At 72.7% G+C, this 13,064-nt stretch carries 15 protein-coding genes and 1 pseudogene; 14 read left to right on the forward strand and 2 right to left on the reverse strand.

The features are described from left to right. From A6Q79_RS14705 to A6Q79_RS14735, 7 genes and pseudogenes are all read left to right on the forward strand, one after another. Window positions 1-576: pseudogene (locus A6Q79_RS14705) on the forward strand (cell division protein FtsH); the annotation flags it as partial. 103 nt (window positions 577-679) lie between these two features. After that, window positions 680-1,255 (forward strand): GTP cyclohydrolase I FolE, encoded by a 576-nt coding sequence (folE, locus tag A6Q79_RS14710; RefSeq protein ID WP_286689113.1) that lies wholly within the window; start codon window positions 680-682, stop codon window positions 1,253-1,255. An 88-nt stretch (window positions 1,256-1,343) separates the two neighbouring features. Continuing rightward, complete coding sequence (gene folP, locus A6Q79_RS14715; protein ID WP_286689118.1) at window positions 1,344-2,162, forward strand: dihydropteroate synthase; 819 nt, start codon at window positions 1,344-1,346, stop codon at window positions 2,160-2,162. After that, window positions 2,152-2,601 carry a nuclear transport factor 2 family protein gene (locus A6Q79_RS14720; protein WP_253027096.1) on the forward strand — a complete coding sequence of 150 codons (450 nt, stop codon included), beginning with the start codon at window positions 2,152-2,154 and terminating at the stop codon, window positions 2,599-2,601. The genes folP and A6Q79_RS14720 overlap by 11 nt, the downstream gene beginning before the upstream one ends. 11 nt (window positions 2,602-2,612) lie before the next feature. After that, the gene (gene folB, locus A6Q79_RS14725) at window positions 2,613-2,990 is read left to right on the forward strand and encodes a dihydroneopterin aldolase (RefSeq protein WP_253027095.1); all 378 of its coding nucleotides are present in this window, start codon (window positions 2,613-2,615) and stop codon (window positions 2,988-2,990) included. Next, the gene (gene folK / locus A6Q79_RS14730) at window positions 2,987-3,550 is read left to right on the forward strand and encodes a 2-amino-4-hydroxy-6-hydroxymethyldihydropteridine diphosphokinase (RefSeq protein WP_067854409.1); all 564 of its coding nucleotides are present in this window, start codon (window positions 2,987-2,989) and stop codon (window positions 3,548-3,550) included. Before folB ends, folK begins: the two co-directional genes overlap by 4 nt. Next, entirely contained in the window at window positions 3,550-4,038 is a 489-nt protein-coding gene (locus tag A6Q79_RS14735; RefSeq protein ID WP_286689112.1) for a DUF3180 domain-containing protein, read from the forward strand. Before folK ends, A6Q79_RS14735 begins: the two co-directional genes overlap by 1 nt. Before the next feature lie 103 nt (window positions 4,039-4,141). On the opposite strand, the gene A6Q79_RS14740 is transcribed toward A6Q79_RS14735, so the two are convergent. Both A6Q79_RS14740 and A6Q79_RS14745 read right to left on the reverse strand, forming a co-directional pair. Next, window positions 4,142-5,818: a DUF885 domain-containing protein gene (locus tag A6Q79_RS14740; protein WP_286689111.1), complete on the reverse strand. Its 1,677-nt coding sequence runs from the start codon at window positions 5,816-5,818 to the stop codon at window positions 4,142-4,144. Between the two features lie 32 nt (window positions 5,819-5,850). Further along, entirely contained in the window at window positions 5,851-7,017 is a 1,167-nt protein-coding gene (locus tag A6Q79_RS14745; RefSeq protein ID WP_317698685.1) for a pyridoxal-phosphate dependent enzyme, read from the reverse strand. Between the two features lie 172 nt (window positions 7,018-7,189). Between A6Q79_RS14745 and A6Q79_RS14750 the strand changes: the two genes are divergently transcribed. The 7 genes from A6Q79_RS14750 to A6Q79_RS14780 all read left to right on the forward strand — a co-directional run. Next, a complete protein-coding gene (locus A6Q79_RS14750; RefSeq protein WP_317698686.1) occupies window positions 7,190-8,098 on the forward strand; it encodes a Rossmann-like and DUF2520 domain-containing protein in 909 nt (302 codons plus the stop codon). Further along, window positions 8,095-8,943 (forward strand): pantoate--beta-alanine ligase, encoded by an 849-nt coding sequence (gene panC / locus A6Q79_RS14755; protein ID WP_286689109.1) that lies wholly within the window; start codon window positions 8,095-8,097, stop codon window positions 8,941-8,943. The genes A6Q79_RS14750 and panC overlap by 4 nt, the downstream gene beginning before the upstream one ends. 2 nt (window positions 8,944-8,945) lie before the next feature. After that, window positions 8,946-9,416 carry an aspartate 1-decarboxylase gene (panD, locus tag A6Q79_RS14760; protein WP_067854425.1) on the forward strand — a complete coding sequence of 157 codons (471 nt, stop codon included), beginning with the start codon at window positions 8,946-8,948 and terminating at the stop codon, window positions 9,414-9,416. Further along, window positions 9,413-10,189: a type III pantothenate kinase gene (locus A6Q79_RS14765; protein ID WP_286689108.1), complete on the forward strand. Its 777-nt coding sequence runs from the start codon at window positions 9,413-9,415 to the stop codon at window positions 10,187-10,189. The genes panD and A6Q79_RS14765 overlap by 4 nt, the downstream gene beginning before the upstream one ends. Before the next feature lie 504 nt (window positions 10,190-10,693). After that, on the forward strand, window positions 10,694-12,217 hold the full coding sequence (gene adh, locus A6Q79_RS14770) for an aldehyde dehydrogenase (protein WP_286689107.1): 1,524 nt from the start codon (window positions 10,694-10,696) through the stop codon (window positions 12,215-12,217). A 97-nt stretch (window positions 12,218-12,314) separates the two neighbouring features. Beyond that, window positions 12,315-12,728, forward strand: coding sequence for a DUF779 domain-containing protein (locus tag A6Q79_RS14775; protein ID WP_067859640.1), 414 nt, complete (start codon window positions 12,315-12,317; stop codon window positions 12,726-12,728). Window positions 12,729-12,845: 117 nt separating this feature from the next. Then, window positions 12,846-13,064, forward strand: a 219-nt coding sequence (locus A6Q79_RS14780; RefSeq protein WP_317698687.1) for a fibrinogen-like YCDxxxxGGGW domain-containing protein, incomplete at its 3' end; no start/stop codon positions are given.

The raw sequence follows: 13,064 nt of genomic DNA on the forward strand, positions 1-13,064 counted from the left end.
GTCTTCCACAACCCGACCACCGGTGCCGGCAACGACATCGAGAAGGCCACGGGACTGGCCCGCGCGATGGTGACGCAGTACGGCATGAGCGAGCGCGTCGGCGCGATCAAGCTCGGCAGCGACAACAGCCAGCCGTTCCTCGGCGGCGGCATGGGCATGGGCCACTCGCGGGACTACTCCGAGCGGGTCGCCGCGATCGTCGACGAGGAGGTCAGCTCCCTCATCGCGCACGCGCACCAGGAGGCCTTCGACATCCTCGAGGACAACCGCGACGTCCTCGACGCCCTCGTGCTCGAGCTCATGGAGAAGGAGACGCTCGACAAGGCCGAGGTTGCTCGGATCTTCGAGCCGCTGCGCCGTCGCGAGGTCCGTCCGGCCTGGACCGGCTCCGACACCCGTCAGCCCTCGGACCGGCCGCCGGTGGAGGCTCCCGAGGCCACGCGCCTCAAGGACGCCGAGCCCGACACCGGCATCGTCGTCGGACCCGACTCCGGCCCCGACGCGCCCCCGCCGGCCGACCCGGCCCAGCCCACCGATCCCGGCCCGCAGGGGCCGGTCGGTCCCGGCACCGCCTGAGCGTGCGCCCCGACCGGCGCGACGGCATGATCGACGGGCGGGCGCACCGGGCGCCCACCGCACCGGCGCGGCCGGGCCGCGGTACCTCGACAGGAGAACTGGCATGACGGTGGATCTGGCGCGGGCCGAGGCAGCAGTGCGTGAGCTGCTCATCGCGGTGGGCGAGGACCCCGACCGCGACGGCCTCAAGGAGACACCGGCCCGGGTCGCCCGGTCCTACAACGAGCTCCTCGCCGGCCTCGACCAGGACCCGCGCGAGGTCCTCACCGCCACGTTCGACGTCGGCCACGACGAGCTGGTGCTCGTGAAGGACATCGAGCTCTGGTCGATGTGCGAGCACCACCTCGTGCCGTTCACCGGCGTCGCCCACGTCGGCTACATCCCCCGGGCGGACGGCTTCGTGACCGGGCTGTCCAAGCTGGCGCGCCTCGTCGACGTCTTCGCCCGTCGCCCGCAGGTGCAGGAGCGGCTCACGACCCAGATCGCCGACGCGCTGACCGACGTGCTCGAGCCGCGCGGCGTCATCGTCGTCATCGAGGCCGAGCACCTCTGCATGGCCATGCGCGGCGTCCGCAAGGGGGGGGCGCGCACGGTCACGAGCGCCGTCCGCGGCCAGCTGCGCGACCCCGCCACCCGCGCCGAGGCGATGGGCCTGATCACCGCCGGGACGCGCCGGTGACGGAGCCCGTCCCGTGACGCCCCCGAGCCCGCACGGCCCCACCCTGGACGGCCCCGCCGTGCTGGAGCCGATCGGGCGCTGCCGGGTCATGGGCGTCGTCAACGTCACGCCCGACTCCTTCTCCGACGGCGGACGCTGGTTCGACCCCGCCCGCGCCGTGCAGCACGGCCGCGAGCTGGTCGCGGCGGGCGCCGACGTCGTCGACGTGGGCGGGGAGTCCACCCGGCCCGGCGCGGTGCGCGTCGACCTCGAGGAGGAGCTGCGACGCGTCGTCCCGGTCGTGCGTGCCCTCGCCGAGGAGGGGCACGCCGTGTCCGTGGACACGATGCGGGCGGCGGTGGCCGAGGCTGCGCTCGACGCCGGAGCGGCCCTGGTCAACGACGTCTCGGGCGGTCGTGCCGACCCCGCCATGGTCCCCCTGGTGGCCGAGCGCGACGCGCCCCTCGTGCTCATGCACTGGCGCGGGCACTCGGACCGGATGCAGGACCTCACGCACTACGACGACGTCGTCGCCGACGTGCTGCACGAGCTGCGCGACCGGATCGACGACGCCCTCGCCGCCGGGGTCGACGCGGAGCGGATCGTGGTCGACCCGGGGCTGGGCTTCTCCAAGACCGGCGCCCAGAACTGGACGGTGCTCGGCGACCTCGCCGCGTTCGTCGGGCTGGGGCACCCGGTGCTCGTGGCCGCGAGCCGCAAGCGCTTCCTCGGCGAGCTGCTGGCCGACCCCGACGGGACGCTGCGCCCGACCGAGGGCCGCGAGTCCGCCACCCTCGCACTGACCACCCTCGCCGCGCTGCACGGCGCGTGGGCGGTGCGCGTCCACGAGGTCGCCGCCTCGGTCGACGCCGTGCGCGTCGTCGCCCGGGTCGCCCGTGAGCAGGACGGCGCCGACCATGGCGAGTGAGGTGCTCGTGCGGCACCGCGCGTTCTACGACGCGATCGAGTCCGGCGACGTCGACCTGATGGCGTCGCTCTGGGTCGACTCGCCCAGCGTCACCTGCGTGCACCCCGGCGCCGAGGCGCTGGAGGGCACCGAGACGGTGCTGAGGTCGTGGACGCTGCTGATGGCCAACGTCGAGTACATCCAGTTCTTCCTGACCGACGTCCAGGTCGCGTGGCCGCTCGGCCCGAACGCCGACCTCGCCGTCGTCACCTGCACCGAGAACATCTTGTCGGGCGAGGGCACCGAGTCGCCCGAGCAGTTCGCGGGCGGCAAGGCCGTCTGCACGTCCGTGCTCGTCCGCTCCGGCGGCGACTGGCGGTTCTGGTCGCGGCACGCGTCGCCCGTGCTCGACATCGACCCCGAGGCCCCGCAGGAGCCCGGGATGACCGACCCGGCCTGAGGAGGCACCCGATGACCTGTCCGGAGGGACTCGACCGCATCGACCTGACCGGGGTGACCGCGTTCGGGCACCACGGCGTGCTCGAGCACGAGCGCGCGTTCGGCCAGACCTTCGTCGTCGACGTGAGCCTGGGCCTCGACCTCGGCGCGGCGGGTCGCAGCGACGACCTGACGGCCACCGTCAGCTACGCCGACGTCGCCGACCACGTGCTCGCGGTGCTCACGGGGGAGCCGGTGGACCTGATTGAGACGCTTGCGCTCCGTATGGTGGACTGGTGTCTGGCACGCCCGTCCGTCGAGTGGGCGAGCGTGACCGTGCACAAGCCCCAAGCGCCCATCGCGGTGACGTTCTCCGACGTCAGCGTGACGATAGAGCGGAGCCACCAGTGACCGAATCGCCCACGCCCTACGTGCTGGACGCCGACACCATGACGGGCGGGATGCGTCCCATCCGCCAGGCCGTCATCTCGATCGGCTCCAACCTCGGGGATCGTCTGAACCGGCTGCAGGGCGCCGTCTCCGCGCTCGAGGACACGCCCGAGGTGCAGGTCGTCTCCGTCTCCTCCGTCTACGAGACGCAGCCGGTCGGGGCCCCTGAGGGCTCCGGACCGTTCCTCAACGCGGTCGTCCTCATCGACACCACCCTCACGGTGCACACGCTGCTGGACCGCGCGCACGCGATCGAGGACGCCTTCGGCCGCGAGCGCTCCGAGCCGGGCGCCCCGCGCACCCTCGACGTCGACCTCGTCGTCGTCGGCGACCGGGTCGCGGACGACGAGACGCTCACCCTGCCGCACCCGCGCGCGCACGAGCGGGCGTTCGTGCTGCTGCCGTGGCTCGAGATCGACCCCGAGGGCGAGATCCCGGGTCAGGGCTTCGTGGCCGACCTCGTCGGCGACGTCGACACGACCGGCGTCGTCCGGCGAGAGGACCTCGAGATCCTTCTGTGATGACCGAGGGACGGACGACCGCCGTCCACGTCGCCGCCCTCGTGGCCCTCGGGCTGCTGGTGGGCTCGGCCATCAGGCCGGTGTCGGTGCGTCTCGGTGCCTCGCCGCCTCGCCCGGGCTGGCTCGTCACGCTGCTGCTCCTCGGCCTCGCCGTCATCGTCGCGCTGATCGCGTGGAGCACCTGGCAGAGCCTGCACCGGCGCAAGGAGCGCATGACGTCGCAGCACGCCATGACGCTGCTGGCCCTCGCGAAGGCCTGCTGCATCGTCGGGGGGCTGTCGCTGGGCGCCTACGGCGGCGTCGCGCTCTCGTTCGTCCGTGACTGGGACACCATGTTCGGGCAGGACCGCGTCCTGCAGGGCGCCGCTGCCGCCGTCGCGGGCCTGCTGCTCCTCCTCGCCGCGCTCGTCCTGGAGCGCGCCCTCCACCTCCCGCAGCCCGACGACGAGGACGACGACGCGCCCCCGGGCGCCGCGACGCCTGCGTAGCCGTCCCCGTCCTCGTGTTCTGTGGAGTTGACGACGGAACCGTGACGAGCTTTCGTCGACAACTCCACAGATCGCGGGGAGGTCGCGGGGACGTGGTGCGCGCTCAGGCCAGCGCGGACCGGAGGGTGTCGAGGCCGACGGAGCCGAGGCTGAGGGCCTGGCGGTGGAAGGTGCGCAGGTCGGGGCCGTGGGTCGCGACCCAGGCGTCGCGCACCTGCTCCCAGATCCGCTGCCCGACCTTGTAGCTCGGCGCCTGTCCGGGCCAGCCGAGGTAGCGGTTGACCTCGAAGCGGACGAACGGCTCGTTCATGTTCACGTGCTGCGCCATGAAGTCGAAGGCGTACTCGGCCGTCCAGGGGCCCTGGCCGTCCGGACGCGGCCGCTCCAGGTGGACGCCGAGGTCGAGCACCACGCGCGCCGCGCGCATCCGCTGGCCGTCGAGCATGCCGAGCCGGTCGGCGGGCGCGTCGAGGTAGCCGAGGTCGGCCATCAGACGCTCCGCGTACAGCGCCCAGCCCTCCCCGTGGCCCGACGTCCACAACGCGCCACGACGCCACGCGTTCAGCTCGGCCGCGTTCCAGGCCGCGTACCCGCACTGGAGGTGGTGGCCCGGGACGCCCTCGTGGTAGACGGTCGTCAGCTCGCGCCACGTGTCGAACTCGGTCACGCCCTCCGGCACGCTCCACCACATCCGACCCGGCCGGGCGAAGTCGTCGCTCGGCGGCGTGTAGTAGATCCCGCCCTCCTGCGTGGGGGCGATGCGGCACTCGAGGGTGCGCATGACCTCGGGGACGTCGAAGTGGGTGCGGCCGAGCTCCTCGACGGCGCGGTCGCTCGTCTCCTGCATCCACGCCTGCAGGGCGTCGGTGCCGACCAGCCGGTGCTCCGGCGACGACTCCAGGTGCGCCACCGCCTCCGCGACCGTGGCGCCCGGCAGCACCTCGCGCGCGACGGCCTCCTGCTCGCGCACCATCCGGTCGAGCTCCTCCAGGCCCCACGCGTAGGTCTCGTCGAGGTCGACCTCGGCGCCCAGGAAACCGCGCGACGCGAGGGCGTAGCGGTCGCGACCGCACGCGTCGCGCTCCCGCGCCGCCGGCAGCAGCTCCTCGCGCAGGAAGCCCGCCAGGTCCGCGTACGCCGCGCGGGCGCCGTCCGCCCCGCGCCGCACGTCGGCGAGCAGGGCGTCCGGCAGCCCGGCGCCCGCCGCCGACGCGGCGAGGTCGTCGAAGAATGCGCCGGCCGCGGCCTGGCGGTGGGCCTGCTCGGCGACCTCGACCACCTGGCGACGCGCCGGGGCGTCGTCCGCGCGCACACCCTCGCGCAGCGACGCGACGTAGCCGGCCAGCGCCGCGGGCACGCGGGACAGACGCGTCGCCACGTGCGACCAGTCGTCGACGCCGTCGCGCGGCATCAGGTCGAACACGTCGCGCACGCCCTGGACCGGCGACGCGATGACGTTGAGGTCGCTGCGCCACGTGCCCGCCGCGTGCTCCTCCAGCGTCAGGTCGAGCACCCGCACGAGCTCCGCGTGCGTCACCGTGTCGACCGCGTCGACGACCGGCACGTCGTCGAGCCGGCGTCGGGCGGCGCGGGCGGCGTCGGCGAACGCGGCGTGCCCGTCAGGGGACAGGTCGGTGTACTCGCCCTCGCGACCGGGTCGACCGAGCGACACGTGCCACTCCGGCTGCAGCGCGAGCATCGTCTCGAGCCACTCCTCGGCGACGGCGTCGACCGCCGACGGTGTCCGCGCAGCCGGGCCCTCGTGCGTGGTGTCGGTCATCGATCGTCCTCTCCTCGGGGTCGTGCTCTCGGTCAGAGCAGGAAGCGGAACAGCGGGCTCTCGCTCTCGATCCGCTCGATGCGCGGGGGTGCGGCGTCCATGCGCTCCAGCAGGCCCGCGAGGTCCTCGGCGCGGCTCAGCTCCACGCCGACCAGCGCGGGTCCGGTCTCGCGGTTGGAGTGCTTCACGTACTCGAACAGCGTGATGTCGTCGTCGGGGCCGAGCACCTCGTCGAGGAAGCGGCGCAGCGCGCCCGGCTCCTGCGGGAACTCGACCAGGAAGTAGTGCTTGCGGCCCTCGTGGACGAGCGCCCGCTCCACGACGTCCGCGTAGCGGCTGACGTCGTTGTTGCCGCCGGACAGGATGCACAGCACGCGCGAGCCCGGCTCCACGTCCAGTGCCCCGCCGAGCGACGCGGTCGCCAGGGCGCCCGCGGGCTCTGCGATGATGCCGTCGCTCTGGTACAGGTCGAGCATCTCGCTGCAGATGCGCCCCTCCGGGACCGAGAGCATGGTCGGCGCCGACCCGGCCACCGTGTCGAACGTGTGCCGACCGACCCGTCGCACGGCCGCGCCGTCGACGAAGGGCGGGTCGACGATGATCCCGAGGTGATCCGTCATCGCTTCACCGTGTGGCGCGAGCAGACGCTGCCGCTGAGCGCGTACTACGAGCGCGCGCAGCACCGTGCCCTGGCCGGCGATCGTGCGCGGGTCGTCGAACGCCGGCACGAGCGTCGCGCCCTGCAGCGCCTCGTCGGCCGCCGCGGCCGACACGTCGTCGTACGTCTCGCCGTCGAGGATCATCTCGATCGCGTCGCCGCCGATCGACGCGATCCGGTCGCGCTTCTGGCGCGGTGTCGTGCGAGGCAGGTGCACCCGGCCCCGGACGCCGAGCGCCGCGCACGCGAAGGCCACGCCCTGGGCGTGGTTGCCGGCACTCGCCGTCACCACGCCCGCCGCGCGGGCCTCGGCGTCGAGCTGGGCGATGAGGTTGTAGGCGCCCCGCGCCTTGTAGGAGCGGACCACCTGGAGGTCCTCGCGCTTCAGCCACACGTGCGCGCCGGTCCGCTCGCTGAGCCGGACGCTGCGCTCGACGGGCGTGGTGGAGACGACCCCGGCGAGGCGCTCGGCGGCCGCGTCGACGTCGTCGGCCGTCACCCGCGCCGCGGTCTCGCGGGGCCGTGCTGCGTCCGTGCTCATGCAGCCTGTCTACCCGACCGCCCGGCGGCGCACGGCAGCACCCGTGCACGCCCACGCGGACCGTGTGACCCGCGACACCCCGTGCACCCTGTGCGGCCTGCGTGCCCGGTCGTAGACTGAGGCCGTCAACAGTCTGGTACCCGCTCGCGGGACTGGAACGAGAGGCACCACCATGACGCACCCCCGTCCGCACGCACCCGCGCGCCCGCACGCCTACGGTGTCGTCGGCGCCGGCCGCGTCGGCTCCGTCGTCGCCGCCCGCCTGCACGCCGCCGGCCGTCCGGTCGTCGGCATCAGCGCCCGCTCGCAGGCGTCGCTGCTGCGGGCCCGCACGCTCGTCCCCGAGGTGCCCGTGCGTCCCGCCGCCGACGTCGCCGCCGACTGCGACGTGCTCGTCCTGGCCGTCCCCGACGACGCCCTCGTGGCGGTCTGCGAGGAGCTGTCGACGGTCCTGCGGCCCGGGCAGGTCGTCGTGCACACCAGCGGCCGGCACGGGCTCGACGCACTGAGCGCCGCCACGCGCGTCGGCGCCCGCGCGGTCGCCCTGCACCCGGCCATGACGTTCACCGGCTCGGCCGTCGACCTCGGCCGCGGGTGCGCAATGGGGCTCACCGCCGCCGACACCGAGCGAGCGCTGGCCGAGGACCTCGCGGCGGTCCTGGGTGGCACGCCCGTGTGGATCGACGACGCCGACCGCGTGCGCTACCACGCCGCGCTGAGCCACGGCGCGAACCACCTCGTCACCCTCGTCGCCCAGGCCCGCGACCTGCTCCAGGGCATCGGGGCAGGCGCCGAGGCGGCGACCATCCTGCGTCCGCTGCTCGAGGCCGCCCTCGACAACGCGCTCGACCTCGGCGACGCCGCGCTCACCGGCCCGATCGCACGCGGCGACGTCACCACGGTCCGCGCCCACGTCGACGCGCTCGCCACGGAGCCGTCGTCGACGCGCGACGCCTACGTGGCCATGGCGCACGCCACCACCGGGCGGGCAGCCGCCGACGGCCGCCTCGACCCGGCCACCGCCGCCGTGCTCGACGCCGCGCTCGACGAGCGCCCCCGCGTGTCCGGGCCCGTGCGATGACGCCCGTCGTCGCCCGCACCCGGGCAGAGCTGCGTGCAGCACTCGCCGTCTCCGGCCGGGTCGCGTTCGTGCCGACGATGGGAGCCCTGCACGACGGCCACGCCCGCCTCATGCGGCACGCCCGCCCCCTCGGCGACACGCTGGTCGTCTCGATCTTCGTCAATCCCACGCAGTTCGGGCCCGGCGAGGACCTCGACGCCTACCCCCGCACCCTCGATGCCGACCTGCGGGTCTGCGCGCAGGAGGGCGTCGACGTGGTGTTCGCGCCCGACGTCGACGAGGTCTATCCCGGAGGCCTCGACGACGCCGTGACGCTCGACCCGGGTCCGCTCGGCCAGGTGCTCGAGGGCGCGGCCCGGCCCACCCACTTCCGCGGGGTGCTGACCGTCGTCGCGAAGCTGTTCGCGCTGGTGCGTCCCGACGTCGCCGTCTTCGGCGACAAGGACTTCCAGCAGCTCGCGCTCGTGCGCCGCATGGTGCGCGACCTCGTGCTCGACGTCGAGGTCGTCGGCCACCCCATCGTCCGCGAGGCCGACGGCCTGGCGCTCAGCTCGCGCAACGCGTACCTGACGTCCGAGCAGCACGACCACGCCCTGGCCCTGTCCCGCGCCCTGCGGGTCGGGGTCGAGCAGGCGACCGTCGGTGCCGACGCCGTGCTGAAGGCCGCCCGCGAGGTGCTGGACGCCGCCGACGGCGTCGACGTCGACTACCTCGTCGTCACCGACCCGTTGCTCGGTGCCGTCGACGACACGTACGAGGGGGAGGCGCGGATCCTGGTGGCAGCCAGGGTCGGCACCACGCGCCTGCTCGACAACCAGCCCGTGGTGCTCAGAAAGGGACCCTGACCATGCTCCGCACGATGATGACGTCGAAGATCCACCGCGCCACGATCACGCAGGCCGACCTGCACTACGTCGGCTCGGTGACCGTCGACGCCGACCTGCTCGACGCCGCCAACCTGCTCCCCGGCGAGCTCGTGCACATCGTCGACATCGACAACGGTGCCCGGCTCGTCACCTACACGATCGCGGGCGAGCGCGGCTCCGGCGTGATCGGCATCAACGGTGCCGCCGCGCGCCTGGTGCACCCGGGCGACCTGGTGATCCTCATCGCCTACGGCCAGATGGAGGACGCCGAGGCACGCGAGTTCCAGCCGAGCGTCGTGTTCGTCGACTCCGAGAACCGCGTGATCGGCACGGGCTCCGACCCCGCCGAGGCACTGCCGGGCTCCGGTCTCGTCCGTGGTGACGTCGTCGAGAACCCGCTCGTGGCGCACGGCGGCGCTGCGGGGTCGCAGGCGGTGGGGGCGGCCCGGTGACCCTGCTGGCGCTCGACGTCGGCAACAGCCAGTCCGTCATCGGCGCGTTCGACGGCGAGCGTCTCGTCGAGCACTGGACCGTGTCGTCGCAGACGCAGCGGACCGCCGACGAGTGGCACCTGCTGGCGCACGGGTTCGTGCGCGCCGCTGGTCTGGCCGACGTGGAGGCCGTGGCGATGTGCTGCACGGTCCCGTCGATCCAGGTCGAGCTCAAGGCGATGCTCGAGCGCTACTACGCGGGCCTGCCGGTCTCGATCGTCGGCCCCGGCGTGAAGACGGGCATCCCGATCCACACCGACAACCCGCGGGAGGTCGGTGCCGACCGCATCGTCAACGCGCTCGCCGCGGCCGAGGTGTACGGGGGGCCGGCGGTCGTGGTCGACATGAACGGCACCGCGACGATCTTCGACGTCGTCGACGAACGGAACCGCTATGTAGGGGGTGCCATCGCGCCGGCGGTCGAGCTGTCGTTGGAGGCCCTGGCCCGCCGCGGCGCGCAGCTGCGCGCCGTGGAGCTGGCGGTGCCGCGCGACGTCATCGGCAAGAACACCGTCGAGGCGGTGCAGTCGGGCGCGGTCTACGGCTTCGCGGGCCTGGTGGACGGGATGGTCGACCGCATCATCGAGTCGCTGGGGGCCGACCCCGACGACGTCGCCGTGATCGCGACCGGCGCCTACGCGGACGTCGTGCTGGACCACTGCACGAGCATCACCACGCGCGACCCGTGGCTGACCCTCACCGGTCTGCGTCTGGTGCACGAGAAGAACCACTGACCCCCAGCGGAGAGTCTCGCTGGTCGAGTAGGCCGAGCGGCGACGAAGGAGCTCGGTCGGGCGTATCGAGACCACTCTGGGCTGTCGCTGGGGGTTGGCTCGCGCTGGGCTGTTGCCGGGTGGTCTCGATACGCAGGGACCTCGCAAGCTCGTCCCTGCTACTCGACCAGCGGAATCCTTTGCTGGTCGAGTAGTCGACGCTGCGACGGAGGAGCTGGCGGAGACGTATCGAGACCACTCTGGGCTGTCGCTGGGGATTGGTTCGCGCTGGGCGGTTGCCGGGTGGTCTCGATACGCATTCAAGGCGCTCGTTCCGCCCCCGCAAGCGGGAGGTGCCCCCAGCGCGTGGCAGCTGCTCGACCAGCGGAGCGTGTCGCCGGTCGGACGACTCGACCAGCGGTGCTGCCGACGTTGCAGCGGCTGCAACGTCGGGACAACGTCGTTGCAACGAAGCTGTGACTAGCGTCACTCGCACCAGATCCCACCCCGCGAGGAGTCACTTCCATGAGCGTGTTCGCCCAGCCCGGGACCGACGGTTCCGTCGTCTCCTACAAGCCCCGCTACGACCACTGGATCGGCGGCGAGTACGTCGCCCCGTCCAGCGGCCAGTACTTCGAGAACGTCTCGCCCGTGAACGGGAAGGTCTTCACCGAGATCGCGCGGGGCAACGCCGACGACATCGAGAAGGCGCTCGACGCCGCGCACGCGGCCGCCCCTGCGTGGGGCAAGACGTCGGTCGCCGAGCGCGCCAACATCCTCAACAAGATCGCCGACCGCATCGAGGAGAACCTCGAGATGCTCGCCGTCGGCGAGACCTGGGACAACGGCAAGCCGGTCCGTGAGACCTTGGCCGCCGACCTGCCCCTCGCCGTCGACCACTTCCGCTACTTCGCCGGCGCGATCCGCGCGCAGGAGGGGCACCTGTCGCAGATCGACGACGACACCGTCGCCTACCACTTCCACGAGCCGCTCGGCGTCGTCGGACAGATCATCCCGTGGAACTTCCCGCTGCTCATGGCCGTCTGGAAGCTCGCCCCGGCGCTGGCCGCTGGCAACGCCGTCGTGCTGAAGCCCGCCGAGCAGACGCCGGCGTCGATCATGCTGCTGATGGAGCTCATCGCCGACCTGCTGCCCGCCGGTGTGGTCAACGTCGTCAACGGCTTCGGTGCCGAGGCGGGCGCGCCGCTCGCGTCGAGCAGCCGCATCCGCAAGATCGCCTTCACCGGCGAGACGACCACGGGCCGGCTGATCATGCAGATGGCCAGCCAGAACCTCATCCCCGTCACGCTCGAGCTCGGCGGCAAGAGCCCCAACATCTTCTTCGAGGACGTCGCCCGCACCGACGACGCGTTCTACGACAAGGCCCTCGAGGGCTTCACGATGTTCGCGCTCAACCAGGGCGAGGTGTGCACGTGCCCGAGCCGCGCGCTCATCCAGAACTCCATCCTCGAGCAGTTCCTGCCCGCCGCGACCGACCGCACCAAGCTGGTCAAGCAGGGCAACCCGCTCGACACCGACACGATGATCGGCGCGCAGGCCAGCAACGACCAGCTCGAGAAGATCCTGTCCTACATCGACATCGGCGTGCAGGAGGGTGCCCGAGTCATCACCGGCGGCGAGCGTGTCGACCTCGGCGGCGACCTCTCGGGCGGCTACTACGTGGCGCCGACGATCTTCCAGGGCCACAACAAGATGCGGATCTTCCAGGAGGAGATCTTCGGTCCGGTGGTCTCGGTCACCGGGTTCGAGGACTACGACGACGCCATGAGCATCGCCAACGACACGCTCTACGGGCTCGGCGCCGGCGTGTGGTCGCGCGACACGAACACCGCCTACCGCGCGGGCCGCGACATCCAGGCCGGCCGCGTGTGGACGAACTGCTACCACGCCTACCCGGCGCACGCCGCGTTCGGCGGGTACAAGTCGTCCGGCATCGGCCGCGAGAACCACTCGATGATGCTCGACCACTACCAGCAGACGAAGAACCTCCTCGTCTCGTACTCGCAGAACGCCCAGGGCTTCTTCTGAGCCCACGGTGACGTCGCGGCCCGGCCCCTCCACGAGGGGTCGGGCCCCCGGCGTTCCCGCACCCGACCTCGTCCGTCCCGCCCGAGAGGTGACCACCATGTCCGAGCAGCCGACCGCAGCCACCCGCGTCGACGTCAGCCCCGACGCCGCCGCGCTGCTGCGCACACTGCGCGCCGAGCAGGCGAAGCCGCTCATGTTCCACCAGTCCGGTGGGTGCTGCGACGGGTCGGCCCCCATGTGCTACACCCAGGGGTTCTTCCTGACGGGACCGTCCGACGTGCACCTCGGCGACCTCGACATCGGCGCGAGCGACGTCGACCCCGACGGTCTGGTGCCGGTGTGGATCTCGCGCGAGCAGTTCCGGTACTGGTCGCACACGCACATCACCATCGACGTCGTCCCCGGGCGCGGTGCCGGCTTCTCGCTGGAGGGCCCCACGGGGCACCGCTTCATCATCCGGTCGCGGGTGTTCACGGAGGAGGAGACCGCCGCGCTCGCGCCCGTCGACTGAGCGCGACGCACGAACGTCCGCACCCGCGTCATGATCGGGGCGCTGATGGTTCCTACCCCGTGGAGCGCGGTCTCCCCCCCCATCCCCCCGACGACCGTGCCGCCGGAGAGGACCCCCATGCGTCGCCCCCGCACGTGCTCAGCCCTGCTCACCTGCACCCTCGTCGTCGCCAGCCTGGTGGCTGCGCCGTCGGTGGCGAGCGCGGCTCAGGGGGTGCCGGACGGGTCGAGCGCAGCGTCGGCGGCGGCGTCGTGCTGGGAGGTCAAGCAGGTGGCTCCGTCGTCTCCCGACGGGCTCTACTGGTTGCTGACGCCGCAGCTGCGGACGCCGACGCAG

Origin of the sequence: Aeromicrobium sp. REDSEA-S32_B7 (genome assembly GCF_001626145.1) — a bacterium.
GTDB classification, from domain to species: Bacteria; Actinomycetota; Actinomycetes; order Propionibacteriales; family Nocardioidaceae; genus Aeromicrobium; species Aeromicrobium erythreum.